The organism is Halopseudomonas sp. SMJS2, from assembly GCF_029866945.1.
Taxonomy (GTDB): Bacteria; Pseudomonadota; Gammaproteobacteria; order Pseudomonadales; family Pseudomonadaceae; genus Halopseudomonas; species Halopseudomonas bauzanensis.
The window spans coordinates 94,298-108,114 of record NZ_CP123445.1; the positions used below are offsets into that span (position 1 = coordinate 94,298).

8 protein-coding genes are annotated in these 13,817 nt (G+C 58.7%); 3 read left to right on the plus strand and 5 right to left on the minus strand.

Translation table 11 applies throughout. The annotated features are described in order from the left end of the window. Positions 1 to 29: 29 nt before the first annotated feature. Together QAO71_RS00440 and QAO71_RS00445 are read right to left on the minus strand one after the other, a co-directional pair. On the minus strand, positions 30 to 725 hold the full coding sequence (locus QAO71_RS00440; RefSeq protein WP_074779106.1) for an ATP-binding protein: 696 nt from the start codon (positions 723 to 725) through the stop codon (positions 30 to 32). Beyond that, positions 722 to 2,326, minus strand: coding sequence for a tetratricopeptide repeat-containing response regulator (locus QAO71_RS00445; protein ID WP_280164993.1), 1,605 nt, complete (start codon positions 2,324 to 2,326; stop codon positions 722 to 724). Before QAO71_RS00445 ends, QAO71_RS00440 begins: the two co-directional genes overlap by 4 nt. A 465-nt stretch (positions 2,327 to 2,791) precedes the next feature. Between QAO71_RS00445 and QAO71_RS00450 the strand changes: the two genes are divergently transcribed. Next, positions 2,792 to 3,526 carry a response regulator transcription factor gene (locus QAO71_RS00450; RefSeq protein WP_280164994.1) on the plus strand — a complete coding sequence of 245 codons (735 nt, stop codon included), beginning with the start codon at positions 2,792 to 2,794 and terminating at the stop codon, positions 3,524 to 3,526. 173 nt (positions 3,527 to 3,699) lie between these two features. On the opposite strand, the gene QAO71_RS00455 is transcribed toward QAO71_RS00450, so the two are convergent. From QAO71_RS00455 to QAO71_RS00465, 3 genes are read right to left on the minus strand one after another with little or no spacing between them, the layout of a single operon-like run. Further along, the gene (locus QAO71_RS00455; protein ID WP_280164995.1) at positions 3,700 to 4,257 is read right to left on the minus strand and encodes a pilus assembly protein; all 558 of its coding nucleotides are present in this window, start codon (positions 4,255 to 4,257) and stop codon (positions 3,700 to 3,702) included. A gap of 32 nt (positions 4,258 to 4,289) precedes the next feature. Continuing rightward, positions 4,290 to 6,587 (minus strand): pilus assembly protein TadG-related protein, encoded by a 2,298-nt coding sequence (locus QAO71_RS00460; protein WP_280164996.1) that lies wholly within the window; start codon positions 6,585 to 6,587, stop codon positions 4,290 to 4,292. A gap of 50 nt (positions 6,588 to 6,637) precedes the next feature. Beyond that, positions 6,638 to 7,117, minus strand: coding sequence for a TadE family protein (locus QAO71_RS00465; protein WP_051611189.1), 480 nt, complete (start codon positions 7,115 to 7,117; stop codon positions 6,638 to 6,640). A gap of 339 nt (positions 7,118 to 7,456) precedes the next feature. On the opposite strand from QAO71_RS00465, the gene QAO71_RS00470 reads away from it, so the two are divergent. Further along, on the plus strand, positions 7,457 to 8,260 hold the full coding sequence (locus QAO71_RS00470) for an OmpA family protein (protein WP_280164997.1): 804 nt from the start codon (positions 7,457 to 7,459) through the stop codon (positions 8,258 to 8,260). Between the two features lie 122 nt (positions 8,261 to 8,382). Further along, complete coding sequence (locus QAO71_RS00475; RefSeq protein WP_280164998.1) at positions 8,383 to 13,752, plus strand: BapA prefix-like domain-containing protein; 5,370 nt, start codon at positions 8,383 to 8,385, stop codon at positions 13,750 to 13,752. The last annotated feature ends 65 nt before the right edge of the window (positions 13,753 to 13,817 follow it).

Below are 13,817 nucleotides of genomic sequence, written 5' to 3' on the forward strand. Positions count from 1 at the left end.
TGTTGATGGGTCATAAGTGCGACGGCTGCTCAGGGCAGATATAGCCGGAACTCGCCGCCACCGAGCTGCCCGCCGTTGCTCAGCTCGATGTAACCATGGCGGCCATTGCGCTGGTGCAGCCGGGCAATGCATTGCCCGAAGTACAGCCCCAGCCCGGTGCTGCTCTGGGTGACATCCGCATCGCGGGCGCCGGTGTTGTAGCGGCCCAGCATATCGGCGGGATAACCCTGGCCGTCGTCACTGACCAGGATCATCAACTGTCCATCCTCCTGTGCGGCGTGCAGATGGATGGCCGTGCGGGTATAGCGGATGGAGTTATTGATTACATTGGCAATCACTGAACTGATCAGTTCTTCATCCATGAAATGCAACAACTCGTCATGTTCGATACTGTAGCTGCTGCTGATCTGACGCGCCTGCAGAATCTCGCTGTGCCGGGCCAGCTGGGCCTGCAGCAGATCGTCCACCTCCACCCAGTCGGGGCGCAGCGGCAGGGCATTGAGCTGCAGTTTATACAGGCCGAGCATCTGCATGAGCATGCCGTTGAGTCGCAGGGATTCGTATTCGATCACTCCACGCTCACCTGATTGTGCCAGTTCGGGCGGCAGCCGCTCGATCCACTGGGCCCAACTCTGCATCATCAGCGTCAGCGAATTCTTCATGTCATGGACGGTAGAGGCCAATACCGTGGAAAAATCCAGCCCTTCCTGGTCGTTGTCGTTCATAACTGCTCCAGCCGTTCACGAAGCTTGCGGTAACGCTCGCGGCGATGATCATTGGATGGCATCCCGTCCGCCTGTTGCAGGCAGCGCTCACACTCGGCGAGCAGTTCCGGTTTCGGGTCGGCGGCAATCAGACGCAGCAGTGACTGTGCTGTGTTCAAGGCAAAGCTGATGTTGCGCGGCTGGCTCGCCAGCGCCTGGCGGAACCGTTGTAGCGCCTCGGCATAGTTCTTCTGCTGGTACAGTCGGATGGCCTGGCGGTTCCATTCCAGGGCCTGGGAGCCGGCCGCAAGAATGTCCGGGTTGTCGGTATGCCGGGCGATGTCAGCCAGCACCTCCGGGTCGTCGCCGTACATTTCGGCACAGGTCGCCAACACCGCATCGGCCGATCCGGCCTGATCCAGATCACGCAGCTGCCCGGCCACTTGCAGGGCAACCTCGGCATCGAAGAAGCTCTCCAACTGCGCGACATCAGCCGCCACCTGCTCTGCCAGCCGGCGCGCTTCGGTCGCATGGCCACTCTTGTCCAGGGTGCGGGCCTGCATCATGCGAGAACGCACCGACAGCGCCGGGTCGTCGCGCCAGGTCTTGTCCAGCTCGCCCAGGGTCTGACGAATTTCCGCCACCGCCCGTTGGCCGAGCGCTCCGTCGCCCGCTTGAGCGGTAAGGCTGGAGGCGAGATTCAGATGATTGTCGGGATTACGAAACAGCGAATTGCGGCCTAGATCAACGGCCTGGCGAAAGGCCCGTGCGGCTTGCTCATGATCATTGTTGCGCTGCGCGATCTGGCCCATGCGCTCCTGACGCTGCAGCGAATTGGGCGAAATCCGCAGCCCTTGCTGCAGGTGCTGTTGGGCTTCCTCATGATTGCCGCGGGCCAGCTCCGTGGCCGCGAGCCCATCATACAATGCCGGGATCAGCGGGAACTGACGGATACCGTCCTGATACAGCGCCAACGCCTGGTCCAATTGTCCACTCTCGCGCCACAGATCTGCCAGTGCTACCAGCGCCCAGGGCAGCGGTCGCTCGCTGATCAGCGACTGCAGCAGGCGCTCCTGATCCTGGCGTCGGCCCAAGGCGGCCAGCGCCGTCACCTGATGCCGGCGGCATTGCGGAGCGTACCGTGGATGCGCTGCTATTACCGCTGCGCAGGCTTCCAGCACCGCCATATGATCGGCGCGCATCTGCGCATCCAGTACGGGATGCAGCACGGTCTTCATGGCGATCAACTTGTCCAGCCGCTGCTGCAGGCTGGCCAGGTTGAAGGGTTTGGTCAGATAGCTGTCCGGTTCGCACTCCAACGCCGCCATGACCATGGCCTGGCTGCTTTCGGCGGAGATGATGATGAAGATGCAATGCGAGCTGAGCAACTGGTCATGGTGCAGCTCTTCCAGCACCTGTTGACCGTTCTTGCCCTTGCCGAGGTTGTAGTCATGGAGAATGACGTCGTAGGAATGCTTGCGGCACAGCGCCAGCGCCTCCTCACCATTGACCGCCGCATCGATATGCGCCACGCCCATCTGCCGCAGCATGCCGGTGAGTGCCGAGCGGAAATCGGTGAAATCATCCACGATGAGAAAGCGCTTATTGTTGTATTCGATCATCTAGCCATCCGCTTCGATGCTTACCTCATATTGGAGTTGCTCCATTGTAGCTGGACCGGGACAAGGGCAGTAGGGCTATTGGCCATTATGGTGGCTGGTGACCCGTTGTGGTAATACATCTGCCGGGAAATAGGGGGCATCCGATCCTTGGGTTTTTAGGCAAGATTGTCAGCAATGTGACAAAATTTCCGCATTTCGATGGATCGAAAATCAAAGGAAGGCAACGGTAAAAAAAGCGCCAGCCTTTCAGAAAACTGCTGCTAAGCTATAGATAGAAAGATCGAGGATCATCCGCAATCCCATTGTGGTATCGGTCGCTGTTCTAGGATTTAGCTCCAGCCTCATGGACGGAGCCGATGTGGGCTGCGACATATGTTCGCAGGGAAGAACTTGTCGTAATCAAGGGGTCGGTTGCTTTTGATTGCATTGTAACCGCAGGTATTTGGGCGGGGAGCCAACGGCAACATGAATGATTTGAATAAAGTGCTGATTGTCGACAATGAGCCTTTTATTGTTGAGGAGCTATCTGAATATCTTGGAGCCGCCGGGGTCTCCTGCGTGGGCTGCGACAGCTCTGCCGAAGCGATTGATCTGTTCTGTCGGGACGAGCGTATCGGGGTTGTGCTGAGCGATTATCGAATGCCGGATATTAACGGTATTGATCTCGTCAAGCTGCTGCGTAAAACCTCACCCGACAACAGGGTATTCGAAAGCATCCTCTTTACCGGCGATGCGGATAAAGAGGATGTCGTCGCCGCGATGCGGGCGGGGATCTCCGATTACTATCAAAAACCGCTGGATCTGGATGCTCTGCTGGCTGGAGTGCGCCATCTGCAGGCAAACGTGCAACGGCGTTTTGCGGCGCAGAAGGTGGAAGGGATCAGTGAGCGGCTCAAGGAAATGACCCACTCGCTGCGGGAGTTGCAGCAGGATGTGAGTGGCTTGAACAGCAGCGACACTACCGAGCCTGTGACAGCGGCCCAGCTGCTGCCCGTTACCGAGCTGCCAGGCTACTCCAAACTGTCACCGCGACAGGTCGAGGTGGCCGAGCTACTGGGCAAAGGGCTGACCAACTATCAAATTTCCTGTGAGCTTGGGATCTCGGAAAACACCGTCAAGCTGTATGTTTCGCAGGTACTGCGAGCCACCAATATGCACAACCGCACATTGCTGGCGCTGGCCTTGGGTGGGCGTCGGTAACGGCTGAAAAGGAGGGGCGAGATACCTCGCCCTTTCCACATCGCTCCCGGGAACGTCGAGCACTAACTTGGTAAACGGAACTGAACCCGGATTGTCGAGCACCAGATCGACGACAGCGCAATTGAGTGGCGCTAATGCCGCGCTTGAGCGCGGTCAGGGCGCATACCTCTGAATTAAAGCCGGATGGTAGAGCGCCCACGCAAGGTGGTATTACCGCTCTCATCCTGGGGCAGACTGGGGATATCGAGACCGAACACGGTCAATATCGGGATGATCGCATTGTCCTTGTTATATTCGCGTTGCAGGCAAACGTGCAGTTGTACGCGTTCTACAGTGCCAAGCGACTCAGTTGCCAGAAAGCCGTATGGAGTCTCCAGTTTTACCCAGGTCAGCCCGGTATTAACGGGAGGATTATCACACCCATCGCCTCGCCAATTTTCTGGTAGCCAGCTGCTCTCGACCTCGCTCTTAATTACATTACTGACGGCTTGCGCATATCTAGCCTGGCCAATTGCCGGGTCCACCTTGACCACAGCCCTTGCTGCGTCTGCGCTGAGCTGATTGAAAGTTAGAGTCAGCAATAAGGGAACGCTGTAAGCGATGATGGCGTACAGCACGGTGAAGAACGCCAGGAACAGCACGGCAAACTCGATAGCTACCGCGCCGTGCTGCTGCCTGCGCAACCCGCTGCGGCCTCGAGTGCCGCGCCGCTCTAGTATGGGAAAGGGCATGATCTCGGTCCCTCGCTATAAATTGCGCATGGTCAGCGCACCAGTTGCGGAGTGCCGCAGCTGATCGCATGAACGGTGACGTCGGTGCGTCCCAACTCCAGGCCGAGCACTTCGGCTAATACGACGCTGAGCAAATGACTGATACCGTTGAGGATCGGTTTGAGCAATTCCAGTACTGGTTTCAGAAGGCTGCACAAAAAGCCGGAGCATGTGATTTGGTTGCTGTTGGGATTGGCTAGACTCTTACCATCAGTGTTAGCGCTCAGGTTGATGCCGCCAGGTTTCTCCTTCAGCAGTTTGGCCAAGTTATGCTCAACACATCCATTCCAGTTTAAGAGCGATGAGAGCAGTCCGGCGCAGCTCTGATAACCGTTACCTAAGGTGGGGATGCCTACGACATCCAGAACACCGTATGGGATGCTGGTATAGGCGTGGAATGCCTGACTGAACTTGCCATCTATCCAGAGGCTCGTGGGGCAGGCGCCAAGTACGCAGGATCTGGGGATGCTTTTCGAGATATTCCAGTCATCATCTACCAGCGGCGTCAATAGCTGATTGCCATTCGCGTCGCGTTCATCACTACCTTCCAGGATCAGCTTGGCAACATTTTCCACGTTATAGAAACCATTAACCTTGCTAGTATCCAGATATTGTCTCGCTAGCTTTTCAACCAGTTTGTTTTGGGCTGCCTGGCTATAATCCAGATCGGAGCCGTCCGCTATGCTCGGCCTGCGAAACAGGCCGCTGAGCAAATCCAGCAAGCCGGTCACAAGGTTATCTACTGTGCTACCTAAAGGAAGCTTGTTGTAATCGGTCGATCGAGTTTCCCCTACAGCGATACCGGGCATTTCCTGATTATGCTCCAGCCCATGAATATGAGTTTTACCACTGAGTACAGGTAGATGCAGCAATCGAATCAACTCATCGTCTTGCAAGTTTACTTCGCAGCTAGCGCTGACGGACCACTTCTTATTCTCAGGTACTTTACCGACACAGGCGTTGAGAATGTCTGACTCGACATAGATATCAGCGGTAGGCGCAGTACCTTCGCAATTGATAGCTTTCAGAGTGCCTTGACCCGAGATAATGTCGATCCAGATTGGCAAGTTTATCCGTGTTCCCAACACAGTATTGGTCAGCCATGCCAGCGTTCCACCAAGCAGGTTATTGGTATCTACTCCGACATATAGCCGCACCTGTGCGTTATAGGCGACGGTATCCACCGGCCCGATCCCGATGGAGGGCGGCTCGACAATACCCAGTTCTACCGTGGCGGCCCCCAGTATGCTGACATCAAGCTCCAGTGCTCGGTTTGCATCATGCACGCCAATCAGTAGACCAGCGCCGAGCAGGTCACCCAGGTTGACAGCGGTATCTAGCGCGGCACCAACGGTCCCATCAGGACTGGAAGCCAAGCGCAGTAAACCTGGCTCGGTTTCGGTACCGAATAGCTGCAGGTTGATGTCTCGGAGTATTGGGTTGTGCAGAATCCCTTGATGTAACAGGTCCAAGTCCGCAGCTAATATCGAATCGGAAACCACATCTGCAGATAGTTCGATAACTTCAATCAACCGTAGCAGAGAGATATTGGTTTTCTCTAGTTCAAGAATCCCTTGGGGACTGAGGGCTTTGAGTTCATGGATGCTGATCTCGACACCCAAGGCATCCAGCAGGCCAGCGGGAGTTATTCGAGCATTAGCCAGTCCGTTAGAATCCAGTACGGATAGGTGCTGGGGATTAAGCCCTACGCCTTTCAGCAACTGACCGACCAGGCGATCGTTATCCAGTCGCAATAGTTGAGCGCCAACACTGAACGACGCCGTTGGAGTTTCGCGCTCGGCTACTGCGACTGCTTGTAACTCGATCATATCGGCGCTGCCGCTAAATAGGCTGCTGAGCTGCAGCACCAAACTGCTGGGAACGGTGTGATTGGCCGTAACCTGAACTGCGGGTCCAGCCTCATCAACGTGCGCTTGACGCAGATTATCAGCGCCAGTCTCCACCCGAACGCACGCTGTTGTCAGGTTTTGCTGCGCCGTGTCGTTGTCCGCTTCTTGCAGAAATTTATGGCGGTCTCGGGCGTTTTCCTTAGCGTAGAGATCTGCGTCATCCGGCGCTGCGGAGCAGTTGCCCAGCGGCAGCCGCGAGATGGCTTCAAGCGCCGCCATGTCTGCTACCTTTTGCAACTGCCGCTGCTGCATATACAGACGGCCACTATCCAGCACCAATACCAGAAACAGCAGCAGGGTCAGCAGCGTGAAGGCAGTGAGCACGCTGAATACGCCTAGCTGGCGAGCTTTGGATGGTATCGATATGGTGGAATGAAACATTGTGAGCGAGCTCCTTGGCATCAATGCCGGCCGTGGGTAAGGGGCGGTGTTCAGTGCAGCTGCACTGTCGCTTCTCCACGAATCTCTTTGGGTAAGGGAAGCAGATCCAAGCCGAACAGCGATATGGAGGGCAGGATTGAAGATGGGTTGTCGTGGCGAATACAGGCGCTCCAAATGTCGCCATGTATTTTTAGATACCCCTCATAGCTAGGACATGGGCTCGCCCAGGCACTAGGTAGCCATGAATCTTCGATGACTCGGTCTGCTTGAAGCTGAATATCACCGTGCTCCAGAGTCGAGTATTTCAGGTTTATTGCTTGGCGTAGTGCTTCAGAAGATAGTTCGTGATAGGTGGCACTCAGCAGCAGGGGAATAAAATACCCCACCATCCCATAGAACAGCATGAATATCAGAACAAACATAAAGGCGAACTCAATACTCGCGACGCCCTGTTGGTTCGTCCTTGCTGTTGTATGTTGTTTCATATTCTGACCTGCTGCCAAGGGGCTGATTGGCAGAATTACGCGCATGAGATTCTTGAAGGATGGCGTCCTGATACTGCTGTGCTTTATAGGACATAGCAGTGGTGATGGAAATAGTTACTTATGATTATCCAATAAGTTTGGAGGTCTTTAGGCTGTATATCCATATGACTATATCCAAGTAACTAATCTGCGTTGACCGTCATCGTGTTACCCGGAGAGCTGCAACTCTTTTCGCTAAGAGTTAAGTGCCTTTCCGATTAGTACTAATTCAATATTTACTCTTTCGTGGTGCTGCTTAAGCTAGCTGTATACAGAACCCTTCACTCGGCACGGAGCCGGGCGGAGGTGTTGCCGTTGGCTATGGATTTGGATAATGGAGTTCCCATGGGAATCGTGATGAGAATAACAGCCCTGTGCGCCCTGGCGCTTCTGACTGGATGTGCGAGCGTGAGCGATAGGGAGGGCGGGCAGCCCCTGGCGCTTTCGGAGTTTGATGATGTCGAGGTGAAAGTGCAGGACCTTGGCCCTGGCCATGTACGCCAGGGAGCTCCCAGTTCGCCCCAGACTATCTCTCAGGTGGTTCCCGGCAGCAGCAAAAGTGACGTAAGGGGACTATTGGGAAATCCAGCCAACGAAACCAATCAGCGGTGGTGGCTCTACAACATCAACTTGCCTCTGGACGCCGAGGGTGACTACCTGGTGTGCCAGTACGGCGTCGCCTTTGATCCTGCGGGCCAGGTAACCAGCACTGAATGGCGCAGACCGCAGTGTAGCTCGCGCTACCAGGAACTGATCCAACCGGACGTTCCGGATGTTGAAGAGATCACCTTGTTCAGCGACGTGCTTTTTGGCTATGACAGCGCGACGCTTTCCTCCGAAGGGCTGAAAGAGCTGGATCTCGCCGCCCATGTTGTGGCCAACAAAATGCAGCTCGAGCGCGTCGTTGTAATAGGTCACTCCGATCGCATTGGCTCTGACAGCTACAACGATGCACTTTCGAAGCGCCGCGCAGAGGCGGTTCGCAGCCATCTGATTTCCAAAGGGATTAATAGTTATCTGATTTCCGCCGAGGGGCGCGGCTCCAGAGAGCCGCTCATCGAGTGCCAAGGCAACAGAATTACGGCATCCCTCAAGCAGTGTCTGCAGCCCAACCGGCGTGTGCAGATCATGATCTACGGCCAGCGTTGAAAGGAAATGCACCTCGCGTCAGCAAGGGCGGCTCGATATGCCGCCCTTGTTCGCCAGAGGGTTCTGGATGCATGGATTCAGCGCTAATAAGAAGCTAGAAATTCGTTTTGGAGTGATTCAGCATGGCAGCCAACACAATCGAGATCATTGAAAAAACCGGCGGTTCAATTGTCAGCGTACCGGTGAGCGGCGAAATAACGCTCGATAAGGCCGGTGTCGTAAAACTGCCTTTCGGCCCTGAACAATTGGCGTCATCCAGCAGGGTGGGCAACGACCTGGAAGTCGTCCTCAAAAGCGGCGAGAAGGTGCTGCTCAAAAACTTCTTTGGCGTGCCCGGTGCGGAAGAACGCAGTGAGTTGATGCTCGAGGATGAAAACGGGGTTGTATGGCTTGGCCAATACGACTCGTCGACCGCGGATTTTGCCTTTGCCGAGGTTTCCGAGCTTGCCGCTGGTGGTGGCATGCCGGATTGGGGGTGGCTGCTGCTTGGACTGCTTGGCGTAGGTGGGTTAGCGGCATTGATTGATCACAATCGCTCGTCGTCTTCCTCCTCTCCCTTGCCGGATGATGACGGTGATGCGGACGCAGATGCTGATGCAGACGCTGATGCCGATGCAGACGCTGATGCCGATGCCGATGCCGATGCCGATGCCGATGCAGACGCTGATGCTGACGCGGATGCCGACGCTGATGCAGACGCAGATGCTGATGCAGACGCAGATGCAGACGCAGATGCTGATGCCGACGCCGATGCCGATGCTGATGCGGACGCAGATGCCGATGCCGATGCTGATGCAGACGCCGATGCAGACGCTGATGCGGACGCCGACGCCGACGCAGACGCAGACGCAGACGCTGATGCGGACGCAGATGCCGATGCTGACGCAGATGCCGATGCTGACGCAGATGCCGATGCCGATGCTGACGCAGACGCAGATGCTGATGCTGATGCAGACGCCGATGCCGACGCTGATGCAGACGCCGACGCCGATGCCGATGCCGATGCCGATGCAGATGCAGATGCGGACGCAGATGCCGATGCTGACGCCGATGCAGACGCCGACGCTGACGCCGATGCAGACGCCGACGCTGACGCGGATGCTGACGCCGATGCGGATGCCGATGGCAACGAGCTACTCGATCCCGCAGATACGATTCTGTCGGCACTGGTGCCGGCGTTGGACGATGCCCTCGGGCTCAATGGCGCACTGGCCCCGGCAATCAATGCTACCGAGGGTCTGACGGATCGTCTCAATGATGCCCTGGCGCCGCTGCTGGGTAGCGAGTTTGACCCGGATGATCCGAACAGTCTGGACGTGCTCGATGACGCGCTGGCTGGCCTGGGAGGCGAACTGGGCGGCCTTTTGGCACCGATCGTTTCTGACCTGCTGGGTGGTGACGATCTGGCTCTGGCGGTGCTGGAAAGCCTGCTGGGCACCCAGGTTGACTTCGTCACCGACGGGGTTGCCAACCTGCTGAATGAAGAAGGCCTGCTGGGCGGTGTATTGGCGGGTCTGGGCCTGGGTGGCGTACTGGACAGTCTGATTGACGAAGAAGGCGCGCTGGCCGGTCTCCTGAACGACCTGCTGGGCGAAGGCAGCCTGGCCGGTGGTTTGCTGGCCGAACAAGGCCTGATCGGCGGTCTGCTGGCTGAAAATAGCGCCCTGGGCGCCCTGTTGGCCGAAAACGGTATTTTGGGTGGCATCCTGGATGAGGGTGGTCTGCTGGGCGACGTACTGGCCGAGGGCACGGTACTGGGCGAACTGCTGGGCAGCCTGGTGGGTGATGAGGGGTTGATGAGTGGGCTGCTGTCGAACCTGTTGGGCGGCGATGCCAACCTGATCGGCCAGCTGCTGGGTGAGTCCACCTTTATCGGTGACTTGTTGGGCGAGACCGGTTTGCTGGCTCTGCTGACTGGCTCTGAAGGGGTGCTGGGCGAGGTGCTGGACACCTTGCTGGGCGAAAACGGCTTGCTCGGCGGCCTGACCGGTGAAGATGGTCTGCTGGGTGATGAGCTGCTGGGCACCCTGTTTGGCGACGACGGCCTGGTGACCAATCTGCTGAATGATCTGTTGAGCGATGGTGCACTGGCCGGTTTGACCGGCGAGTCCGGATTGCTGGGCGCCAACGGCGCGCTGAACGTGCTGCTGGGCGAGGACGGTGCGGTGACGCACCTGCTGCATGGCCTGCTCAACAGTGGCCTGGTGGATAACCCGGCGGTGGATCTCCTGCTGGGCCAGAACGGACTGGTGTCCGAGCTGCTGAATACGGTGCTGGGGCAGGAAGGTCTGCTGAGCAGCGACGTGCTCGCCGGCCTGCTGGGTGACAACGGTGTGATCAGCAATCTGCTGGACGGCCTGTTGGGCAGCGGTCTGCTGGGTAGCGGCCTGACCGATAGCGATCTGCTATCCGGCTTGCTCGGCGAAGATGGCCTGGTTGGTGGGTTGCTGGACAGTCTGCTGGGTGGCGCGGACCTGGAAAGCCTGCTTGGAGACCAGGGGCTGCTGTCTGAGCTGCTGGGCAGTGAAGGGCTGGTGGCCGGCCTGTTGAAGGGCTTGCTGGGTGATGAAGGTGGCCTGCTGGACGGCTTGCTGGGCGGCGACACTGCCCTGCTGGGTGGCCTGCTTGGCCAGGACAGCTTGTTGAGCAACCTGCTGGATACCCTGCTGGGTGATAGCGGTCCGCTCAGTGGTCTGGTAGGCGAGGATCTGCTGGCTGGCTTGCTCGGCGAAGATGGCCTGGTCACCGGCCTGCTCGATGCCCTGTTGGGTGAGCAAGGCTTGCTCGGCGGCCTGCTCGGTGACGAGCTGCTGGGCGGTGAACTGCTGAATGGCCTGCTGGGCAGCGACGGTCTGGTTGGCGGCCTGCTGGATGGACTGCTGAGCAACAATGAGCTACTGGGCACATTGCTGCCTGAGCAACTGCTGGCTGGCCTGCTCGGCGAACAGGGCCTGGTTACCGGTTTGCTTGAGACCCTGGTGGGTGAAAACGGTCTGCTGGGCGGCCTGTTGGGCGAAGATGGCCTGCTGAAAAACGAACTGCTGGACGACCTGCTTGGCAGCTTGCTGGGTGAGCAGGGTCTGGTCACCGGCCTGCTCAACGGCCTGCTTGGCGGGGAAGATGGAGGCCTACTGAACGGCTTGACCGGTGAGGGCCTGCTGGCCGGTCTGCTCGGCGAAGACGGCTTGCTCGGTGGCTTGCTGGGCGGTGACCTGCTTGGCGGTCTGCTGGGCGGTGAGAACGGCGGCCTGCTGGGCAGCGGTGTGCTGGACAGCCTGCTGGGCGAACAGGGCCTGGTCACCAACCTGCTGAACGGCCTGCTGGGCGATGATGGTGGTTTGCTGGGCGGCCTGTTGGGCGGGGAGGACGGCAACGGTCTGCTGGACAGCCTGCTGGGTGAAAACGGTGCGCTGACCGGGCTGCTGAACAGTCTCCTTGGTGATGGCCTGCTGGGCGGCGGTGATTTGCTTGGCGGCGACGGCATCCTGGATGGCCTGCTGGGCGAGACCGGCGTAGTGACCGGTCTGCTGAGCGGCCTGCTCGGCGACAGCCTGCTGGGTGGCGATCTGCTGCCCGGTGATCTGCTGGCAGGACTGTTGGGTGAAGATGGCCTGATTGCCGGACTTCTCAACGGCCTGCTCGGCGGTGGTGTGCTCGGCGACGACCTGCTTGGCGGTGATCTGCTGGCGGGGCTGTTGGGTGAAGATGGCCTGGTTGGCGGCCTGCTCAACGGCCTGCTCGGCGGTGGTGCGCTCGGCGACGGCCTGCTTGACGGTGACCTGTTGGCTGGGTTGTTGGGTGAGGATGGTCTGGTTGTTGGACTGCTGAACGGCCTGCTGAGCAACGGTCTGCTGGACGGACTGACCGGTGAAGGTCTGCTGGGTAGCCTGCTCGGCGACAATGGCCTGGTCAGCAACCTGCTCGACAGCCTGATCGGTGGCGGTCTGCTGGGAGACGACCTGCTTGGCAGCGGCTTGCTGGATTCGCTACTGGGCGAGCAAGGTCTGCTCAGCGGTCTGCTGGGCGGCGACCTGTTGGGTGGATTGCTCGCTGGCGAGAACCTGGTCGGTCTCGACCTGCTGAATGTGTTGGTGGGTGAAGAGGGTCTGGTTACAGGCCTGCTGAATGGCCTGCTAGGCGACACTGGTCTGCTCGGCAACGACCTGCTGGGTAGCGGTCTGCTCGACACCTTGCTGGGTGAAAACGGTCTGGTTACCGGACTGATCACCAGCGTGCTGGGCGGTGATCTGCTGGGCGGCGACCTGCCAGGCGGCGATCTGCTGGCTGGGTTGTTGGGTGAAGACGGCCTGGTTGGCGGTCTGCTCAGCGGCCTGCTCGGTGGTGGTCTGCTCGGCGACGACCTGCTAGGCGGCGATCTGCTGGCTGGGCTGCTGGGTGAAGATGGCCTGGTTGGCGGACTGCTCAATGGTTTGCTCGGTGACAACGGACTGCTCGGCGGCGACCTGCTGGGTGGACTGGTCGGCGGTGACCTGCTGAATGGCCTGCTCGGCTCTGACGGTCTGCTGGGTGGACTGCTTGGCGAAGGAGGCCTGCTGGGCGGCCTGCTGGGCAATCTGTCCGAAGAACAAGCCGGCGATCTCCTGACTAGCGTACTCGGTGAAGAAGGTCTGCTGGGTGGCGTGCTCGGTGACGGCGGTCTGCTCGGGAACGGCCTGCTGGAAGAGCTGGGCCTGGTCGAGACGCTCGATAGTCTGCTGACGGGGCTGCTCGGTGAAGGCGGCCTGCTGGGTGGTGTGCTCGGTCTCGTGAGTGACGACCAGGGTCTGCTGGGCAATCTGTTCGGAGAGAACAGTCTGCTGGGTGGCCTGCTTGGCTCCGACGGATTGCTCGGTGGTTTGCTGGGCGGTCTGCTCGGTGGCCTGGGCGACCTGCTCGGCGGTCTGCTGGGTGGTTTGCTCGGCGGCGGTACTGGTGGAGGCGGGATCCTGGACGGCATCCTTGGCGAGGACGGCCTGCTGGGTGGTCTTTTGAACTCGGGTGCCGGAGGAGATGGTCTGCTGAGTGGCGTGTTGGGCGAAGCCGACCTGCCAGTAGCGGCGAATGCGCTTCCGGAGCAACAGGGTCTGGCTGCTGATCTTGACGGCGGACTGCTTGGCAGCATCCTTAGCGACGCTGATGCCAGTATCGAGGATTCGGTATCCGACTTCGCGGATGATCCGGCCAATGCTGAAACCTTGGTGGCAGAGACTGCGATGGTCGACAGCCTGGTCAATGACTTGCTGGGTGGCGCGCCGGAGCAGGATACGCTGGTCGATGAGCTGATCGGAGACGTGCTGGCTGAGCAAACTCTGGAGGAAGACGCAGAAAACGCAGAGGTTGTGGCGGATAACCAGTCGGCGGAAGAGGCTGGTCAGGACGTCCTGGAGGATACCGCTCTGGCGGCATTGGATGTCCCTGGCGAGTTGGCCTTGGTGTTGGAGCCATCAAGCCTCGACGACCTGTTGTCCCAACAGAATATGTCGGTGATGTAATCGTTATTCCGCGATATTTGATCGAGGGAAGGCGCAATGGCGCCGGGTGAAAACCCGGCGCCATT

What these genes read in the sequence shown, in the direction of transcription:
- QAO71_RS00440 (WP_074779106.1), bottom strand. Translation starts at nt 725, where the DNA reads ATGAACGACAACGACCAGGAAGGGCTGGATTTTTCCACGGTATTGGCC.
- QAO71_RS00445 (WP_280164993.1), bottom strand. Translation starts at nt 2,326, where the DNA reads ATGATCGAATACAACAATAAGCGCTTTCTCATCGTGGATGATTTCACC.
- QAO71_RS00450 (WP_280164994.1), top strand. Translation starts at nt 2,792, where the DNA reads ATGAATGATTTGAATAAAGTGCTGATTGTCGACAATGAGCCTTTTATT.
- QAO71_RS00455 (WP_280164995.1), bottom strand. Translation starts at nt 4,257, where the DNA reads ATGCCCTTTCCCATACTAGAGCGGCGCGGCACTCGAGGCCGCAGCGGG.
- QAO71_RS00460 (WP_280164996.1), bottom strand. Translation starts at nt 6,587, where the DNA reads ATGTTTCATTCCACCATATCGATACCATCCAAAGCTCGCCAGCTAGGC.
- QAO71_RS00465 (WP_051611189.1), bottom strand. Translation starts at nt 7,117, where the DNA reads ATGCGCGTAATTCTGCCAATCAGCCCCTTGGCAGCAGGTCAGAATATG.
- QAO71_RS00470 (WP_280164997.1), top strand. Translation starts at nt 7,457, where the DNA reads ATGGGAATCGTGATGAGAATAACAGCCCTGTGCGCCCTGGCGCTTCTG.
- QAO71_RS00475 (WP_280164998.1), top strand. Translation starts at nt 8,383, where the DNA reads ATGGCAGCCAACACAATCGAGATCATTGAAAAAACCGGCGGTTCAATT.